Below are 18899 nucleotides of genomic sequence, written 5' to 3'. Positions count from 1 at the left end.
AAATGAAAAAGAATTTGAAATACAATTTGATTTGGCTAGCTTTAATCGCAATTGGTTACGTGGTTTTATACGTATCCTATTCTGCTGGGATGGTCAACTTGTTCTTAGATAATATTTTAGTTCAAATCGGTATCAATGTGATTTTGGCGGTGGGTCTAAATTTGATTATAGGCTTTTCTGGTCAGTTCTCTTTGGGACACGCGGGTTTCATGGCAATAGGAGCTTATGCTGCAGCATTGATTTCAATGAATATGCCGACTTATGGTGGATTTTTCTTAGGTATGGCGGTTGGCGTTATTTTAGCTGGTGTTGTTGCCGTAGCGGTTGGAATTCCAACTTTGCGTTTAAGCGGAGATTATTTAGCAATCGCAACGTTAGGTGTAGCAGAAATTATTCGTATTTTACTGATCAACTTTAAAGAAATTACGAATGGCCCCTCAGGTCTATTTGGAATAGAGCCTTTTGTTGATTGGCAAATGGTCTATGGTTTTATGGCGATTACTACATTATTAATCGTTAATTATATTCGCTCAGGTGCTGGACGCGCAACAATGGCGATTCGTGAAGATGAAATCGCAGCTGAAGCAATGGGTGTAAATACCACTAAATACAAAGTAATGGCTTTTACTTTTGGCGCGATGACCGCTAGTATCGCAGGCTCATTATACGCAGGTTATTTACAATCAATTGCACCTAAAGATTTTGCCTTTACCAAATCAGTTGATATTTTGATTTTAGTTGTATTGGGTGGTATCGGTAGTGTGACGGGGACATTTATTGCAGCAATTCTTTTAGGGATCATCAATATGTATTTGCAGGATTTTGGAACATTACGGATGATCATCTATGCGTTCGCTTTGATTATCTTGATGATCTTCAAACCAGGTGGTTTATTAGGTACGAAGGAATTGTCGGTGAAGAAAATTTTAAATAAGTTTAAAAAGGGAGATGACCAAAATGCCTCTGTTGGAAATTAAAGATTTAACTAAAAACTTTGGCGGTTTGGCGGCGGTCTCCAATGTCAATATCGCATTAGAAGAAAATCAATTAGTCGGCTTGATTGGTCCGAATGGTGCTGGAAAAACAACATTGTTCAATTTAATTACAGGTGTTTATGAACCAAGCGAAGGCGATGTCTTACTGGAGGTAGAGGGTAAGAGCCATCGCTTGAATGGTCAAAAGCCGTATACAATTGCTGATCTTGGCTTGAGTCGGACGTTTCAAAATATTCGTCTATTTAAAGAATTAACTGTTTTGGATAACGTATTGATTGCTATGAATAGTAAAAATAAAGAGGGTTTCTTCTCTAGTGTTTTACGTTTGCCTGCCTTTTATGATAAAGAAGACAAATTAAAAGAAGAAGCTTTGAAATTATTGACGATTTTTGATTTGCAGGACAAAGCAGAAAATTTGGCGCGTAATTTGCCTTATGGTGAACAACGACGCTTAGAGATTGTACGGGCGTTAGCTACTAAACCTAAGATCCTTTTCTTAGATGAACCGGCTGCAGGAATGAATCCGCAAGAAACGGCAGCTTTGACTTTGTTAATTCGAAAAATCCAAGAAGAGTTTCAGATCACGATTTTGTTGATTGAGCACGATATGAGTTTAGTTATGGATGTGTGTGAACGAATTTACGTTTTGGAATATGGTCGTATTTTAGCAGAAGGTGTTCCAGAAGAAATCAAGAATAATCCAGAAGTTATCAAAGCTTATCTTGGAGGTGAGCTATAATGTTGAAAATTGAAGATCTTTCGGTTCATTACGGTATGATTCAGGCTGTGCGGGATGTCAGTTTTGAGGTTAATCAAGGGGAGATTGTTTCTCTGATCGGAGCAAATGGTGCCGGGAAAACGACGATTTTGCGGACGATCTCTGGTTTAAATCAACCGTCTAAAGGGACGATCACTTTTGAGGGCACACCTATTCAAAAGAAGGCTCCAAGAAGAATCGTTGCTCAAGGAATTTCACAAGTGCCAGAAGGTCGGCACGTCTTTCGTGGGTTGACTGTTTTGGAAAACTTAGAGATGGGTGCATACTTGCGAAAAGATGGCGATATGCAAAAAGATTATGAACATGTTTATGAAAAATTTCCGATTTTGAAAGAACGTTTGAATCAAGATGCTTCAACGCTATCTGGCGGGGAGCAGCAGATGTTAGCGATGGGGCGGGCGTTGATGTCTAAACCGCGTTTATTGCTGCTAGACGAACCTTCAATGGGATTAGCGCCGATTTTTATTCAAGAAATTTTTAACATTATCCAAGAGATTCAAAAACAGGGAACTACCGTTTTATTGATCGAGCAAAATGCGAAGATGGCTTTATCGATCGCTGACCGCGGCTATGTATTGGAAACAGGTAAAGTAGTCTTGTCGGGAACAGGTCAAGAATTACTAGAGAGTGAAGAAGTGAAGAAAGCTTATCTAGGAGGATAAAACATGAGTGTAAAAGATTTTATGACAGAAAAATTAGTGACAGTCACACCAAATACAAAAATATTTGATGCGGTTGATTTGATGAAAAAATATGATATTCACCGCCTACCAGTTATTAATAATGACCAATTGGTTGGGTTAATTACTGAAGGAACGATCCAAGAGGCACTACCTTCAAAAGCGACAAGTTTGAGTGTTCATGAAGTTAACTATTTATTGAATAAGACCGTTGTTTCTGATGTGATGATAAAAGATGTCAAAACAATTACTCCTGATGCAGAACTGGAAGACGGTATTTATTTAATGCGTCAAAATAAAATTAACGTACTGCCCGTTTTAGACGGAGATAAATTAGTGGGGATCATCACGAACAACGATATCTTCGATGCTTTCTTAAAACTGACAGGGTATTATGAAGGCGGTACGCGTGTTCAATTGAAAATTTTGGAAGATAAGAAAGGTGTGTTGGCTAGAGTAACTAAAATTTTAGCTGACCATGATTTTAGCATTTTAACCGTTATTGTCGATCATCAAACAAATGCTACGATCGTAGAGATTCAGTTAGCAAGCAAAGAAACTGAAGAGATTAAGCAGCTTTTGACAGATAATGGTTATGAAGTATTGAGGGCAGCGATCACGCAACCTTAACCTCTAGGATGACTGAGTGATCAGTTGTCCTTTTCTTTTGTTGTATGATAAACTATTCAAGATGGAGGGAAGTATATGTCTAAAAAGAACAAAGATATCCAAGTTCAAATTAAAGAAGAAGAGCGTTTGGTTGATGGGAAAAAACAAACCATCACTCAATTAGTGATCGGTAAAAAAACTATTGGTGAGATTATTTCTGCAAATAAAAATTTTCAAGCCTATAATGATGGGCATTCATTAGGAAATTACAAGACTTTAGATGACGGTATCGAAGCGTTAATTCGTAACTGGAATTTACATGAATAATTTTTGAAAAAGTACTTGCATTTTTTTTAAAGATTAGGTATTATAACTGAGTCGGGTTTTTAAATAATAAAAAAACCTAGATGGAGGAGTAGCGAAGTGGCTAAACGCGACGGACTGTAAATCCGTTCCTTAGGGTTCAGTGGTTCGAATCCACTCTCCTCCACCATTGGGGTATAGCCAAGCGGTAAGGCAAGGGACTTTGACTCCCTCATGCGTTGGTTCGAATCCAGCTACCCCAGTTATTCAGTGAGTTGCAGACGCAACTCACTTTTTTTTATTTTTATATAACAATAGCAAAAGTGCCGATAATCTCATTATAGGCACTTTCATCAATTATTGTTTGATAGTATGTCGTCGTATTTTTGTCATTCCCCAAAAACATATAAGAGAAAATAGAAAGACAATGAACAGAATAAAAGATAGTGCTGCATAAGGAAACATTGAAGCACTGGTCATTGATGTAATCGGATCAATAATTATTGTACGTATGAATTGTGGTACTTCATGTTGCAATTCAGTTATTGCTTGCGAAATTTCGGACATATTGCTATGTTCTGGCAGAATACTGGTGTAAGCTCCAAATGCTTTATTACCTATGGCAAGATAGCCCAAAGCGAAGTTTCCCAAGCTGAAGCCCCCAATGACTAAATTGCCCAAAGCAAATAAACCGATACCGATATTTCCAAAAGCGATGGCTCCTAGTGCTAGATTTCCAGCAGTAAAACATCCTAGGGCTAAAAAACCTGCTGAAAATACTCCCAGAGATAGGAGGCCCATCGAAAAAAATCCTTTTGTAAAGATTCCTAATGAAAAAATTCCTGATGAGAAAAAACCGATGCTGAAAATACCATGTGCTGAGGGAATTAATTGTTTTTTATGCTTCAAGGTACTTAACGCAAATCTGCGATTGTGCCATAACATCTCCGAAAGATTCGGAACAATGATGTGCAGCAAAGGTAGATTAAAGAAGAGTACGTTCGATCGATATTCAAAGTACAGCTCCGGTTCCCGTTCATTCAGCAAATTGTCTAACGAGATATCCAGTAATTGTGAAATACACTTCAATGTATCGATATCAGGGTACCCTGCCCCACGTTCCCATTTTGAAACAGTTCGATCAGATACATATAAAATATTAGCTAATTGTTTTTGTGTAAGTTCGTTTCGCTGACGATACTTTCTTAATTGTGACCCTAAAAAATTTTCCATTTATTTTCCTCTTTCTTTTTGCTAAGTTAAGCATAACGAATGAACAGCTAAATGAATAGGAAATCTGATGAAAAAGCGACTCTACTTTTCGTAGAGTCTTGATAAATCAATATTTTTGGAGATTTTAAAATGACAGAAGTTCTCTCGCTTGAAGCCTTTTTAAATATGCGCTACATTTAATAGGAAGATGTTTTTACTATTAGAGAGGAGTTTGAATCCATGAATAAGATTGAAGAAGTCAAAGAAATGTTGAGCGATACTGCGGCGAAAATTTATAGTACGATCAAAGACAATTCATTTGAAGTAACGAAAGAAAAAGGACAGGTGCCTCGAGTACGTTCGGTTCGTCCGACCCGCCATACAATTAAATGGAAAGCAAAAAATCATTAAACAAAAAAGAAGCGCTCAGAAAATCTGGGCGCTTCTTTTTAATGATCAATCTCAATACCTAAAATAGTCAAATGGCCATTGCCAACTAGTTTGATAACCAGCTTGGAAAGACTATCAGCGCTCATGGTTGTATCACTAGTGATCCACCAATGCAAAGTCCCGACAAAAATCGAGGTCATGTATTCAATAATAAAATCTAAAGGAACCTCGATATCATTCTCAGTGATTTTCAGCCGTTTAAATACGTGAGAATATTTTTCATTTAAAATCTCCGCAACTTTTTTTCGCAAAATTTCATTACCAGAAGCATCCATAATGGTTAAAAAGAATTTTCGATTGGCTTGAATCTGTTCATAGATGTTTTTCAATACCATTTCAATTTTACGAACTTTCAACCGATTGCCTTGAACAATTTGATCGGGATCTAAAACAGCAGCGAAGGCATCGATAGCTTGTTTAAATATTTGATCGTAGAGATCTTGCTTGTCTTTGAAATGAGCATAAAACGTGGCGCGGTTGATCATGGCTTCATCTGCGATCTCTTGTATGGTGATATTGTCGTAACCTTTTACCTCTACCAGATGAATAAAAGCTTCCATAATCATTTTGTTTGTTCGTTTTACACGAAGGTCAATTTTTTTTGCCATAGTAAAATCCTCTCATTTTTGCAACAAATCGTGAGGGATTGTTGCTTATCACACGAATGAAATGGTTTTGAGTATTGCATAACGTTCGAAATGTTTTTAGAATATACGTGAGTAGTATAACAAACACTTTGTAAGTTAATCAACATGTGTTGTTAAAAATGGAAGGTAGGAATAATTATGACATTACGAGCGGGGATTGATGTTGGCTCTACAACCGTCAAGTTGGTCATTTTGAATGAACAAAACGAAAGTCTTTTTGCGAAATATGAACGTCACTTTTCAGATGTGAAAACTGCCACAGAACGTGTGTTGCGAGAGGCCGAAGTAGAGATTGGGAATAAAGAAATGACAATGAGCATCACTGGGTCTGGCGGGATGGGTCTAGCGGATGTTTTAGATATACCTTTTGTGCAAGAGGTAATTGCGTGTACACGTACTGTTGAAGAGATTATTCCAGAAACGGATGTGGCCATTGAATTAGGTGGAGAAGACGCGAAAATCACGTTTTTTGAAGGTGCTTTGGAACAACGGATGAACGGGAGCTGTGCTGGGGGCACAGGAGCCTTTATCGACCAGATGGCGGTTCTATTGAAGACAGATGCTAATGGTGTAAATGAATTAGCTAAAAATTATAAAACTATTTACCCAATCGCTTCACGATGCGGAGTGTTCGCTAAAACAGATGTACAACCGTTAATCAATGAAGGGGCAGCGAAAGAAGATATTGCTGCGAGTATTTTTCAAGCAGTTGTTAATCAAACCATTGCTGGTTTAGCAGCTGGTCGAAAAATTAAAGGGAATATCGCTTTTCTTGGCGGACCGTTATACTTTATGTCTGAGTTGCGCCAGCGATTTATTGAGACATTGAACATCGCTCCAGAAAATGTAATTTTCCCAGAAAATCCGCAGCTTTTTGTCGCGATGGGGGCGGCTTTCTATTCAGAGGAAGCAGATCCGACTTCTTTAGAGGGGTTATTGCATCGTCTGACGACTGCTGAAGAAGGACACTTATCTCCTTCCGATACTCTAAATCCGTTATTCGAAGATGAAGCTGACTTAGCTGACTTTCGGATGCGACATGGTCAGGCGCAGGCTAAAGAAAAGAGTTTGGCTGAACATGAAGGTGTTGCCTTTTTAGGAATTGATGCTGGGTCAACGACAACGAAAGTTGCTTTGATTGATGATAGTGGAAATCTGATGTATTCATTTTACGGGAATAATCAAGGACAACCGTTAGAAACAACCATGACGGTATTAAAAGACCTTTATACGAAATTACCGGCGAATGTGTTCATTGGGAAAGCTGCAGTAACTGGATACGGCGAACAATTGATTAAGAATGCTTTGAAAGTTGATATTGGTGAAGTAGAAACGATGGCACATTATAAAGCTGCCAATCATTTCCAGCCCGGAGTTGATTTCATTTTAGATATTGGCGGACAAGACATGAAAGCAATGACGATCAAAGATGGTGCTTTGTCTTCCATTCAATTGAATGAAGCTTGTTCTTCTGGTTGCGGCTCGTTTATCGAGACTTTTGCGAAATCATTGAATTATAATGTAGAAGACTTTGCGAAGGCAGCGCTGAAATCAAAAGCGCCTGTTGATCTGGGTTCTCGTTGTACCGTTTTCATGAACTCTAAAGTAAAACAGGTTCAAAAGGAGGGGGCTTCTGTTGGGGATATTTCTGCGGGGCTATCCTATTCTGTTATTAAGAACGCCATCTATAAAGTAATTAAAATTCGTCGTCCAGAGGAACTTGGAGAAAAAATTGTTTGTCAGGGTGGAACTTTTTACAATGAGGCTGTTCTGCGAGCTTTCGAGATGGTGACAGAACGTGAAGTTGTTCGTCCGTCAATTGCTGGATTAATGGGCGCGTTTGGTGCTGCATTGATTGCATTGGAAAACTATGAGATCGGCGAAAAAACCGAAACATTATCGCTAGCTGAAATCGATAGCTTCACCGCAGAAAAAGAATTCACGCACTGTGGTCTATGTGAAAATAATTGTATGCTGACGGTTACCTTATTCTCAGATGGTCGTCAATTTATCACAGGAAATCGTTGTGAACGCGGTGCTCGTATTAAAGTGAAACGAGAAGATAAGAAAGTTAATCTGGTGGATTACAAATATCGACGATTGTTCAAATATCGTCCATTACGCAAAAAAGAAGCTGTTCGTGGAGAAATCGGAATTCCTCGTGTCTTGAATATGTATGAAAATTATCCATTATGGCATACTTTCTTCAGCGATTTAGGATTCCGGGTAAAATTATCGCCACGCTCAAACAAAGAATTGTATGAACAAGGAATGGAAACTATCCCAAGTGATACGGCGTGCTATCCAGCAAAAATTGCTCATGGACACATTCAGGCACTGATTGATGGCGGCGTACCAATGATTTTTTATCCAGGTGTCGTATTTGAGCGAGAAGAATCAAATGAAGCTGACAATCATTTTAATTGTCCAATCGTTCAAAGTTATCCCGATGTAATTCGTAATAACGTGGATGACATTCGCGAAGGCAAAGTCGATTATCGCAATCCATACTTGAATTTAGCGAATGAAGCTTCTGTGGCAGCTGTTTTAGGCCGTTGTTTCCAAGACTTAGATATTAAGCAAGAAGAAATTAATCAGGCACTGCATCATGCCTATGAGGAATTAGAAACATTTAAGGAAGATGTTCGCCAAAAAGGTGAAGAGACTTTATTGATGCTTAACCAAAAAGGGGAACGCGGGGTAGTTCTATCTGGTCGTCCCTATCATTTAGATCCTGAAATCAATCATGGCATAGCTGAAGTAATTACGCAGGAAGGTTTTCATGTATTAACTGAAGACAGTGTCTCCCATTTAAGCGATGTTGGAAATCTTCGTGTCGTCAATCAATGGGTTTATCATTCTCGTTTATACGCGGCGGCTCGTGTCGTAGCGAAATCGAAGAATCTTGAGCTTGTTCAATTGAACTCTTTTGGCTGCGGGCTGGATGCTGTAACCACTGACCAAGTAGAAGAGATCATGGATCAATACGGCAAAATCTATACAGTCTTGAAAATCGATGAAGGCTCGAATCTTGGGGCTATCAGAATTCGACTACGTTCACTAAAAGCGGCAGTCAATGAACGAGATAAATCAAACTTCCAACCTGTCCAGCGATTTGAAGAACCAGAGAAAATCGTCTTTACTAAAGAAATGCGGAAAAAGCACACACTGTTATTGCCAATGTTAAGTCCAATTCATCAATCTGGATTGTTTGATATTGCATTGGAAGCTTCAGGGTATAACGTCGTTTGTTTACCAGCAATGGATCGTGAAGCGGTTAATGTCGGATTGAAATATGTGAATAACGATTCTTGTTATCCGGCGATTATATCCATCGGTCAATTAGTCGAAGCATTACAAAGCGGCGAATACGATTTGAACAATACCAGTGTGATGATGAGTCAAACTGGCGGCGGCTGTCGTGCGACTAATTATATTCCGTTGTTACGTAAAGCCTTGAATGATGCCGGTTTCCCACAAGTTCCTGTTGTTTCTGTTTCACTTGGAAATAAAGGGGTGGAAAGCAACCCCGGATTTAAATATACATTGCCAATGTTAAAACGGATCGTCGTTGCAATTCTATACGGAGACCTATTCGAACGAGTTGTCTACCGGACGCGTCCATATGAATTGGAAACAGGTCAAATTGATGCGTTACATGAAGAGTGGCTGAAGAAGGTTGAAGGGAATGTTCGGAACGGTTCATTGACCCTCTTTAATATGAATATGAAAAAAATTGTCAATGATTTTGATACGATTCCGATTTCAAATGAGATTAAACCGAAAGTCGGAGTCGTAGGTGAGATTTTAGTAAAATATTCCCCAACGGCCAACAATGACATTGTGCGTCTGCTAGAATCGGAAGGTGCTGAAGCAGTTGTTCCCGATCTAATCGGCTTTATGAATTATTCCTTGTACAACCAAATTTGGAAGTATGATAATATGGGGATGCCGAAGAAAAATAAAACGATTGCGGAAATGGCGATTAAACTGATTGAGTTTGTTGAAAAGCCAATGGATCGCGCATTGCGTGCGTCTGAGCGTTTTACTGGTATTCATTCGATCTATCAGTTGGCTGAAGATGCCAGTAAGATTCTTTCAATCGGAAATCATACGGGTGAAGGCTGGTTCTTAACTGGTGAGATGATTGATTTATTAAAGACGGGGGTTAACAACATCGTCTGCATGCAGCCATTTGGCTGCTTACCAAATCACGTTGTTGGTAAAGGTGTAATCAAAGAGCTACGTCACCAATATCCGAAATCAAATATTGCTGCGATTGATTATGATCCCGGAGTTTCGATTGTTAACCAATTGAATCGGATTCGCTTAATGATGGCGACTGCTAATAAACAATTAAAAGAAGAAGTTAGAAACTGATTATGAGAGTAGACCAATTAAAATGGGTCTGCTCTTTTATTTTAAAAAAAAAGATGAATGGAACGAAGGCATAAAGGATTATTGTTGTGCATTAGGTATATACCAGTTATAATGAAAGTAGAAAAATTGAACGGGGTGACGGAACGTGGCAAATCAAGTGCCAGTTTATATTCAAATACATGATCAATTAAAACATGAAATTGAGAATGGTGTATGGAAGGTCGGAGCACGTTTGCCTTCTGAACGAGAATTATCGTTGAGGTTTGAGGTAAGTCGAATGACCTTGCGCCAAGCGATTCAAACATTGTCCGATGAAGGGATTTTAGAACGGAAGATTGGTTCAGGCACCTATGTAGCAAGTAAGAAAGTTCAAGAAAAGATGAGCGGTACAACAAGCTTTACTGATATTATGGAGTCTTTAGGAAAAGTGCCTTCCAGCAAAACAATTTCTTTCTTCCATTCACGGGCAAGCTCGAGTGAATCAGAAAAATTAGGACTAGAAAAAGGCGAACAAGTTCTACGCATGGAACGGATTCGTTACGCAGACGACGTACCGATTTGTTTTGAGGTTGCAAGTATTCCGGCTAAGCTGATTGAGGGGTTTAGTAAAGAAGAAATCACAGAATCCTTTTATCACAGTTTACAAGAAAAAGGTTTTGAAATCGGACGTGCGAATCAAACAGTGTCAGCAATTTTGGCTTCAGAGCAAATTGCCGACTATCTAGCAGTGAAACGCGGGGATGCGATTTTACGTCTGCGCCAGATTTCATATTTAGCTGATGGTCGTCCGTTTGAATATGTACGCACACAGTATGTCGGCAGTCGTTTTGAATTTTACTTAGAAAAATGATCCAAGAGGTTACTCCTCTTGGATCAATTGTTCGTGATAAGTGACTGCACCAGTTTTGAAGGTGACTTGACCGTTTAATAAATCGGTAACTTGAGCTTCGAAATTAGCAATTTGGTTCTCGTCTACCATACAGGTTACAACGACTTGATCGGTAAACTGAGTATCTTTTACGGCTAGTTGTTCATTCGTAATAAAATTCTCCATCTTTCCCCAATTGGGATACTCTAAATGAACAAAGACTTCTTGCTGCAGTCGCCCTTCCACGATGCCGGTAACAGCTATTGCTTGAGCAACAGCTCCTGAATATGCGCGGATCAATCCTCCAGCACCAAGCTTTGTTCCACCGAAATAGCGGGTCACAATGGCACAAACATTGATCAAATCATTTTTTTTCAATACTTCCAGCATGGGAACGCCTGCTGTTCCGCTGGGTTCTCCATCATCTGAGGAGCGCTGGATGTCATTACGATCACCTAAAATAAAGGCACTGCAATTATGATTAGCTTTCCAATGTTCCTTTTTAATCTGTTGAATGAAGCTTTTCGCTTCTTCCTCTGATTCGATACGTTTCAAAAAACAAATGAAGCGAGATTTTTTGATTTCGATTTCGTGTTGATTGTCTTCTTTAATGGTTCGATAATTTTGCAACATGACCTTGCCTCACTTTATTATTTCTCTAGTATAGTATAGGAGAAAAGCGGGGCAGGTTTCAACTAAAGGTGGTTTGTTAGTGTGATTTTGTTTGAAGGTGAGGGATGAGCATGACACGAGCAAAAAAATATGATGCTATTACGCATTATTTAAAAAGTAATAACGGCTCTCAGGTGACGTTGACCTTTACGCAATTCGATGAGTTGTTGTTCCCCCACAGCGGTCTGCCGAAAACAGCCCGACGAGATCTAGATTGGTGGGCGAATGATTATCGTCACCCGGAAAAGGGAGCTTATGGCTGGTTAAATGCTAATTATGAAGTGGTTCAGGTTAATCTTAACAAAGAATATGTAGTCTTTAATAAATTAGTTAAATCAAGTTGGTTAATCTAATTAAGGCTAGAAATATAAAAAGAAAAAAGGAGGTATGACAATTTAATTGTTGTACTTCCTTTTTTGAAATGTTGATCAACCCTCATTCTAGAAATTTGAAGAATCATGCAGTCCTGAAGATAGGACTGATTGGTTGCGTACTTTTTTGAGAATAGGGGATGACATATATGGAAACTACTGGTCAACGTTTGTTACAAAAAGAATGGCACGCCTTTTATCCGCAGATAGATTTGAAATATGCTGAAAAAATCCCTGCAATGCTAGAGTGTGAGAATGGCTGGCTATGTCAGCGCTGCGGAGAAATTTCACGGGAAGAATTACCAGCTGGATTCTTTTATTGCCCAGCTTGTTTAACATTGGGACGGATAGACAGTCGCAGTTTTCTGTACTATTTTCCAGTAAAAAGAATAGTTGCTAGGAAGGTTGTACTTATCTGGTCAGGAGAACTTTCTCCGGCGCAGCGCAAAATTTCAGAACAATTATTAGATGATCAGACAGTTGCAAAGACTTTCTTACTTTGGGCAGTAACAGGGGCAGGGAAAACAGAAATATTATTTCTTCTATTAAAAGCTTCATTGGAGCAAGGGAAACGGATCGCCGTGACGTCCCCTAGAGTTGATGTATGCAACGAACTCTATTTGCGTTTTCGCCAAGCTTTTCCACAAGAAAATATTAGCTTATTTCATGGACAAGATCGAAAAGACGCCGGAGATGTTTTCGTTGTTTGCACGATTCATCAGCTTTTACGATACCAAGATTATTTTGATTTAGTGGTTATCGATGAAGTAGATGCGTTTCCGTATGCCGCCAGTCCATTGTTGCATCGTGCAGTGGATGAAGCACAAAAAATAGAAGGTAATCGTATTTATCTAAGTGCGACTCCAGAGGATTTCTTAAAGAGAAGCGTTGATCAATCCTATTATTTACCCGCACGGTATCATCGCCGGAGGTTACCAGTTCCACAACTGTTCTTTTCTTGGCGTTTAGAGAAATACTTAAGTAGAGGAGAATTGCCTAAAAAAGTTCTGATTAAAATAGCAGAACTGTTAGGACAAAATAACGTGTTGCTCTTTTGTCCTAGTATTCCATTACTAACCAAAATAGCAGACTGTATTCGAAATATATATCCCAAAGTAAAGTTGACGACGGTTTTTTCACAAGATCAAGAACGTTTAGTTAAGGTTGAGAATATGCGAGCAGGGAACTATCAATTACTTTTAACTACGACCATTCTAGAACGAGGTGTGACTTTTGAAAAAGTATCTGTCATAGTATTGCAGGCCTCACATCGTGTTTTTAATAAGTCAGCATTGGTTCAAATAGCCGGTCGAGCTGATCGAAAAGGAGTTTATGCTCATGCTGAAGTCATTTTTATCACTAGTGAAGTGACGACACCGATTAAAAAGGCTATAAATGAGATTGAAGGAAATAATCACCAAGCATTGCTGGAGGGATTGATTGATGCTGATACGCTGTAGTTGTTGTCAAAAGGAATTAGTAAATAATTTAACTTTGCGAGAATTATTTTTTTCAAACAGTCAGCGATGTTATCATTGTGAAAAATTATTTTCGAAAATCGATCAAGCAACGGCTTGCCCAGGTTGTGGGCGTCCAAGCTCACTAGAGTTGTGTCAAGATTGTAAATTATGGCAGCAGGAACTTGGTTTTGTCATGGAAAACTTAAGTCTATTCTATTATGATGATGGCTTTCGTCAATGGATTGAGAACTATAAGTTTACTGGCGATTATCGATTACGGGGAGCCTTTGTAATGGAGTTAACGCGTATTCTTCAAAACTATCGTGAGTATTTGATTTGTCCTTTGCCCCTTTCAAAGGAACGTTTCGAGCAAAGAGGGTTCAATCAAGTTTGTGGGTGTTTAGATTTGACGAAGGTTTCTTATGAATGTTTATTAGTACGTAGTGAATCACCCCCTCAATCAGAAAAATCAAGAGGGGAGCGGCTATTAATGAAACAGCCTTTCAAATTGACTGTACCAAAGTCAGAAATTAGAAATCAAAGAGTTTTACTAATAGACGATGTTTATACAACGGGGCGCACATTGTTTCATGCTGCAGAACTACTTTATAAAAATGGCGCTAAATCAGTGAGAGGCTTGACTTTTGCACGCTAAAATGCATTTTTTTGCTTTTGAAATTGATAGCGATTTACTTTGCAAAAGGATTAGATTTCGATATAATAGAGATAAGAAGAAGAGGTAAGAGTGGTCCTTCCTCCTATCTTCAGTTGGCAAGACGAAAGGGGCAATACGTATGTTCAAATATAATGTTCGTGGAGAAAACATCGAAGTTACTGAGGCTATCCGTAATTACGTTGAAAAGAAAGTAGGAAAGTTAGAACGCTACTTCACTGATGTTCCGGACGCAACTGCTTATGTTAATTTGAAAGTTTACACAGAAAAAACAGCAAAAGTCGAAGTAACGATTCCATTACCTTACTTGGTTCTTCGGGCGGAAGAAACTTCACCAGATTTATATGCAAGTATTGATTTGGTTGTGGATAAATTAGAACGTCAGATCCGCAAATTTAAAACAAAAATTAATCGTAAAGCTCGCGAAACAGGTGTGCCTGAACGTGAAGTAGAAGTATTGGTGAACGCAGAGGATTCAGAAGAATCTGAATTAGAAATCGTTCGTACCAAACGTCTATCATTGAAGCCAATGGGCAGCGAAGAAGCAGTTTTACAAATGAACATGCTTGGACATAACTTCTTTATCTTTGAAGATGCAGAAACAAACGGCACAAGCATCGTTTATCGTCGTAAAGATGGTAAATACGGTTTGATTGAAACAGATTAATAAAACTATTGCCTTCCAGCTAAGCTGGAAGGTTTTTTATTTTCATTGAAAATAAAGTTTTAGAATGAAAGTCCATGCATTTGATAAAAATTGTGCTTTGAATCCCTTGCGGCTAAAGAAAAACAGAGAAAAAGATTAATCATTGTATAAGTCGGTTTTTATTCGTTGCGAGAAGTTTCTTTTCTCAAGGACTAATGATAAAATATACTAGCGGGTTTCTATCAAAAAAATAGAAAATGAAAAGAAATAAAGGAGTAAGATAAACGAATGGCGAACTTTCTGAAACGAATGATTGAAAATGATAAAAAAGAATTAAAACGATTGAGTGGGATTGCGGACAAGGTCGAAGTATTTTCGGGTGACATGGAAAAATTGTCAGATGGACAATTGCGCGGCAAGACTGAAGAATTCAGAGGCCGTTACCAAGCCGGTGAAACGCTAGATGACCTATTACCAGAGGCTTTTGCGGTAGTTAGAGAAGCGGCAAAACGAGTTCTAGGATTGTATCCTTATCATGTCCAATTAATGGGCGGGATCGTTTTACATGATGGGAATATCCCAGAAATGAAAACCGGTGAAGGAAAGACATTGACTGCAACAATGCCGGTTTATTTAAATGCGTTAACAGGTGAAGGCGTACATGTAGTCACGGTAAACGAGTACTTGGCGACACGTGACTCGACTGAAATGGGCGAGCTATATAATTTCTTAGGTTTGAGTGTCGGTTTGAATATCAACTCAAAAACAGCTGACGAAAAACGTGAAGCCTATAATTGCGATATCACATACAGTACGAATAATGAACTTGGTTTTGATTACTTACGTGATAATATGGTAGTTTATCAAAGTCAGATGGTTCAGCGTCCGTTAAACTATGCCATTGTCGATGAAGTTGACTCGATTTTGATTGATGAAGCTCGGACACCGTTGATTATTTCTGGCGCCGCTGAGAAATCTACGGCTCTTTATACTCGGACGGATAATTTCGTGAAACGTTTGAAAGAAGACGAAGATTTCAAAATCGATATCCAATCGAAAACGATTGGATTAACCGAGCAAGGAATCGAAAAAGCGGAGGAAAACTTTGGTTTAGAAAACTTGTATGACTTAGACAATACTGCTTTGACGCACCATTTAGATCAAGCCTTACGGGCAAACTTTATTATGATCCGTGATATTGATTATGTGGTACAAGAAGGCAAGGTACTGATTGTTGACCAATTTACTGGACGTATCATGGATGGTCGTCGTTATTCTGACGGGTTACACCAAGCAATTGAGGCGAAAGAATCCGTTGAAATCGAAGACGAAACTAAAACGATGGCAACAATCACTTTCCAGAACTACTTCCGGATGTATAAAAAACTAGCCGGGATGACAGGTACTGCTAAAACAGAAGAAGAAGAATTCCGTGAAATTTATAATATCGAAGTTATTCAAATCCCAACGAATCGTCCTATTATTCGTGAAGACCATGCGGATTTGTTATATCCAACATTAGAAAGCAAGTTTCATGCGGTAGTGCAAGATATCAAGGAGCGACACCGTAAAGGGCAGCCGATTCTAGTTGGTACAGTTGCCGTTGAAACATCTGAATTACTTTCAACTATGTTAGATCGTGAGAAGGTTCCGCACGAAGTATTGAATGCGAAGAACCACTTTAAAGAAGCGGAAATTATCATGAACGCTGGACAAAAAGGTTCAGTTACGATTGCTACAAATATGGCTGGACGAGGCACCGATATCAAACTAGGTTTGGGTGTTGTTGAATTAGGCGGCTTGGCTGTAATCGGTACTGAACGTCACGAATCTCGCCGTATTGATAATCAGCTGCGTGGTCGTTCAGGTCGACAAGGAGATCCTGGTGTTTCGCAATTCTATCTTTCATTGGAAGACGATTTAATGAAACGTTTTGGTTCTGAACGAATCAAAGCTTTCTTAGATCGCATGAAAGTTGAAGATGAAGATGCTGTGATCCAAAGTAAAATGCTGACTCGCCAAGTTGAATCAGCACAAAAACGTGTAGAAGGAAATAACTACGATACGCGTAAAAATGTCTTGCAATACGATGATGTGATGCGTGAACAACGCGAAGTTATTTACAAACAACGTCAAGATGTAATTATGGGCGAAAAAGATTTGACACCAAACTTATTGAACATGGTACGTCGGACAATCTCACGCGTCGTCGACAGTCACACACAATTAGAAAAAGATAATTGGAATCTTGAAGCTTTAGCAGACTTCGCAGGGGCAACATTGGTTCATGAAGATTCTGTTTCAAAAGCTGATTTTGAGGGCAAAACACCTGATGAAATGAAAGACTATCTGTATGAGCGTGCAAAAGCTGTTTTCGATACAAAAGTGTCACAATTACAAAGTCCAGAACAATTATTGGAATTTGAAAAAGTGGTCATCTTACGTGTTGTGGATACAAAATGGACAGATCATATTGATGCGATGGACCAATTGCGTCAATCAGTCGGCTTACGTGCTTATGGACAAAATAATCCACTCGTCGAATATCAAACAGAAGGGTACAAGATGTTTGAAGACATGGTGGGAGCAATCGAATTTGAAGTAACCCGCCTCTTTATGAAAGCAGAAATCCGTCAAAATGTTCAACGTGAGCAGGTAGCGCAAAATCAACAAGAACATCCGGTAGAAACCGACGGGGATCCGAAGAATTTGACCCATACAAAACAAAAACCGGTTCATGTGGAAAAAGTTGGTCGGAATGATCCATGTCCATGCGGCAGCGGGAAAAAATATAAAAACTGTCATGGCAAAGGACTATAATTTTTACGATATGAAATGAACCTTTAGGGCGAGACATAATTGCTATGTCTCGTCTTTTGCCAGTCCAACTTTTCACAGCTCGTTAAGTTAAGAATGGCGATAATATATCTTATTGAAAATAGAAGGTATAAGACGTTTGGTTAGACGGATATTTTTATCCGTAAGAAAGAAGGAATAGATTTGGAAAATGCAGAAATACGAAATTTGTTAGATACAATGCAAGAGCAGGTCGCAAGCTTCAGGGGGTCCCTTTGACCTAGAGCAATTGGAGGAAGATATTGCAGAAGCAGAAAATCAAATGTCAGCACCAGGTTTTTGGGATGATTCCGAAAAAGCTCAGGCGCTGATCAACCGTAATAATGCCGCGAAAGAGACCTATGACCAGTTCCAAGAGATCGCAAATGAAACAGACGAACTAAATGTCATGTGGGAAATGCAGCAGGAGGAATTTGATGTCGAACTGCAAACAGAGCTGGAAGAAAGATTAACACAATTGCAAGAAAAAGTTGCTGGATTTGAATTGTCGCTCTTATTAGATAATCCCTATGATAAGAACAATGCGATTTTAGAGCTCCATCCAGGTGCTGGTGGAACAGAATCTCAAGATTGGGGTTCGATGCTTTTGCGGATGTATACGCGCTGGGCGGAGCAACATGGTTTTTCGGTGGAGACGATTGATTATCAATCTGGTGATGAAGCAGGTATCAAGAGTGTCACACTGATGATTAAAGGAACCAATGCCTATGGCTATTTGAAATCAGAAAAAGGGGTTCATCGGTTAGTTCGAATCTCGCCATTCGATTCGGCCAGTCGACGTCATACGTCTTTTTGTTCTGTCGAAGTTATGCCTGAATTAGATGAAAATATCGAAGTCGAGGTCAATCCGGATGATTTGAAGGTGGATGTTTACCGTGCCAGCGGGGCTGGAGGACAACATATAAACAAGACATCTTCTGCCGTACGAATCACTCACTTGCCAACGGGAACTGTTGTAGCCAGTCAAGCTCAGCGTTCACAATTTCATAATCGTGAGACAGCAATGCAGACGTTGAAAGCAAAACTTTATCAATTAGAAATTGAGAAGAAAGAGCAAGAAGCAGCGGCTCTGCGAGGTGAGCAAAAAGAAATTGGCTGGGGTTCACAAATTCGTTCTTACGTTTTTCATCCTTATTCTATGGTAAAAGATCACCGCACGGAATATGAAACAGGAAATGTCCAGGCGGTAATGGACGGCGAATTAGATCCTTTTATCGATGCTTACTTGAAATGGCGCTTAGTACAAGATGCTTAAGTATAAAATGAAATCAAATTGTAAAGTAATGAAAGCCAGTTGCA

Annotated in this window: 17 protein-coding genes and 2 tRNA genes; 16 read left to right on the top strand and 3 right to left on the bottom strand. The window is 39.1% G+C overall.

Translation table 11 applies throughout. The annotated features are described in order from the left end of the window. Positions 1-2: 2 nt before the first annotated feature. From IGI38_RS10365 to IGI38_RS10335, 7 genes are all read left to right on the top strand, one after another. Positions 3-977, top strand: coding sequence for a branched-chain amino acid ABC transporter permease (locus tag IGI38_RS10365; protein WP_438729534.1), 975 nt, complete (start codon positions 3-5; stop codon positions 975-977). Beyond that, positions 958-1734 (top strand): ABC transporter ATP-binding protein, encoded by a 777-nt coding sequence (locus IGI38_RS10360; protein ID WP_438729531.1) that lies wholly within the window; start codon positions 958-960, stop codon positions 1732-1734. The genes IGI38_RS10365 and IGI38_RS10360 overlap by 20 nt, the downstream gene beginning before the upstream one ends. Continuing rightward, positions 1734-2435 carry an ABC transporter ATP-binding protein gene (locus IGI38_RS10355; protein WP_438729529.1) on the top strand — a complete coding sequence of 234 codons (702 nt, stop codon included), beginning with the start codon at positions 1734-1736 and terminating at the stop codon, positions 2433-2435. Before IGI38_RS10360 ends, IGI38_RS10355 begins: the two co-directional genes overlap by 1 nt. 3 nt (positions 2436-2438) lie before the next feature. After that, on the top strand, positions 2439-3083 hold the full coding sequence (locus IGI38_RS10350; protein ID WP_438729526.1) for a CBS and ACT domain-containing protein: 645 nt from the start codon (positions 2439-2441) through the stop codon (positions 3081-3083). A gap of 75 nt (positions 3084-3158) precedes the next feature. Next, complete coding sequence (locus IGI38_RS10345) at positions 3159-3389, top strand: DUF2969 domain-containing protein (protein WP_438729523.1); 231 nt, start codon at positions 3159-3161, stop codon at positions 3387-3389. An 82-nt stretch (positions 3390-3471) separates the two neighbouring features. Further along, positions 3472-3555, top strand: a tRNA-Tyr gene (locus IGI38_RS10340). Between the two features lies 1 nt (position 3556). Beyond that, positions 3557-3628 (top strand) — tRNA-Gln (locus tag IGI38_RS10335). 94 nt (positions 3629-3722) lie between these two features. On the opposite strand, the gene IGI38_RS10330 is transcribed toward IGI38_RS10335, so the two are convergent. Then, positions 3723-4598 (bottom strand): helix-turn-helix domain-containing protein, encoded by an 876-nt coding sequence (locus IGI38_RS10330; RefSeq protein WP_438729520.1) that lies wholly within the window; start codon positions 4596-4598, stop codon positions 3723-3725. Positions 4599-4817: 219 nt separating this feature from the next. On the opposite strand from IGI38_RS10330, the gene IGI38_RS10325 reads away from it, so the two are divergent. Beyond that, positions 4818-4988 carry a hypothetical protein gene (locus IGI38_RS10325; protein ID WP_438729517.1) on the top strand — a complete coding sequence of 57 codons (171 nt, stop codon included), beginning with the start codon at positions 4818-4820 and terminating at the stop codon, positions 4986-4988. A 38-nt stretch (positions 4989-5026) separates the two neighbouring features. Here the strand turns inward: IGI38_RS10325 and IGI38_RS10320 are convergent, their stop codons facing one another. Next, positions 5027-5635, bottom strand: a complete 609-nt coding sequence (locus IGI38_RS10320) for a TetR/AcrR family transcriptional regulator (protein ID WP_438729514.1) — start codon at positions 5633-5635, stop codon at positions 5027-5029. A gap of 177 nt (positions 5636-5812) precedes the next feature. Here IGI38_RS10320 and IGI38_RS10315 point away from each other — a divergent pair, with 177 nt between their 5' ends. Further along, complete coding sequence (locus tag IGI38_RS10315) at positions 5813-10054, top strand: acyl-CoA dehydratase activase-related protein (protein ID WP_438729511.1); 4242 nt, start codon at positions 5813-5815, stop codon at positions 10052-10054. 145 nt (positions 10055-10199) lie between these two features. Further along, complete coding sequence (locus IGI38_RS10310; protein ID WP_438729508.1) at positions 10200-10904, top strand: GntR family transcriptional regulator; 705 nt, start codon at positions 10200-10202, stop codon at positions 10902-10904. Positions 10905-10913: 9 nt separating this feature from the next. Here the strand turns inward: IGI38_RS10310 and IGI38_RS10305 are convergent, their stop codons facing one another. Further along, positions 10914-11555, bottom strand: coding sequence for a YigZ family protein (locus IGI38_RS10305; RefSeq protein WP_438729506.1), 642 nt, complete (start codon positions 11553-11555; stop codon positions 10914-10916). 104 nt (positions 11556-11659) lie between these two features. On the opposite strand from IGI38_RS10305, the gene IGI38_RS10300 reads away from it, so the two are divergent. The 6 genes from IGI38_RS10300 (at position 11660) to prfB (ending at position 18855) form a co-directional block, all read left to right on the top strand. Beyond that, positions 11660-11947: a DUF7662 domain-containing protein gene (locus IGI38_RS10300; protein ID WP_438729504.1), complete on the top strand. Its 288-nt coding sequence runs from the start codon at positions 11660-11662 to the stop codon at positions 11945-11947. 167 nt (positions 11948-12114) lie between these two features. After that, positions 12115-13425, top strand: coding sequence for a DEAD/DEAH box helicase family protein (locus IGI38_RS10295; protein ID WP_438729501.1), 1311 nt, complete (start codon positions 12115-12117; stop codon positions 13423-13425). After that, positions 13409-14080 carry a ComF family protein gene (locus tag IGI38_RS10290; RefSeq protein ID WP_438729499.1) on the top strand — a complete coding sequence of 224 codons (672 nt, stop codon included), beginning with the start codon at positions 13409-13411 and terminating at the stop codon, positions 14078-14080. The genes IGI38_RS10295 and IGI38_RS10290 overlap by 17 nt, the downstream gene beginning before the upstream one ends. A gap of 139 nt (positions 14081-14219) precedes the next feature. Further along, a complete protein-coding gene (hpf, locus tag IGI38_RS10285; RefSeq protein ID WP_067622946.1) occupies positions 14220-14765 on the top strand; it encodes a ribosome hibernation-promoting factor, HPF/YfiA family in 546 nt (181 codons plus the stop codon). A gap of 267 nt (positions 14766-15032) precedes the next feature. After that, positions 15033-17564: a preprotein translocase subunit SecA gene (gene secA / locus IGI38_RS10280; RefSeq protein WP_438729495.1), complete on the top strand. Its 2532-nt coding sequence runs from the start codon at positions 15033-15035 to the stop codon at positions 17562-17564. Between the two features lie 180 nt (positions 17565-17744). Further along, a protein-coding gene (gene prfB, locus IGI38_RS10275; RefSeq protein WP_438729492.1) for a peptide chain release factor 2 occupies positions 17745-18855 on the top strand; the annotation gives its coding sequence in 2 pieces (ribosomal slippage) (positions 17745-17816 and positions 17818-18855; 1110 coding nt in all). Positions 18856-18899: the final 44 nt, after the last annotated feature.

This window comes from Enterococcus sp. AZ128 (genome assembly GCF_051714485.1).
Classification (GTDB): Bacteria; Bacillota; Bacilli; order Lactobacillales; family Enterococcaceae; genus Enterococcus_A.
This window is presented reverse-complemented; position numbering and strand designations above follow the sequence as displayed.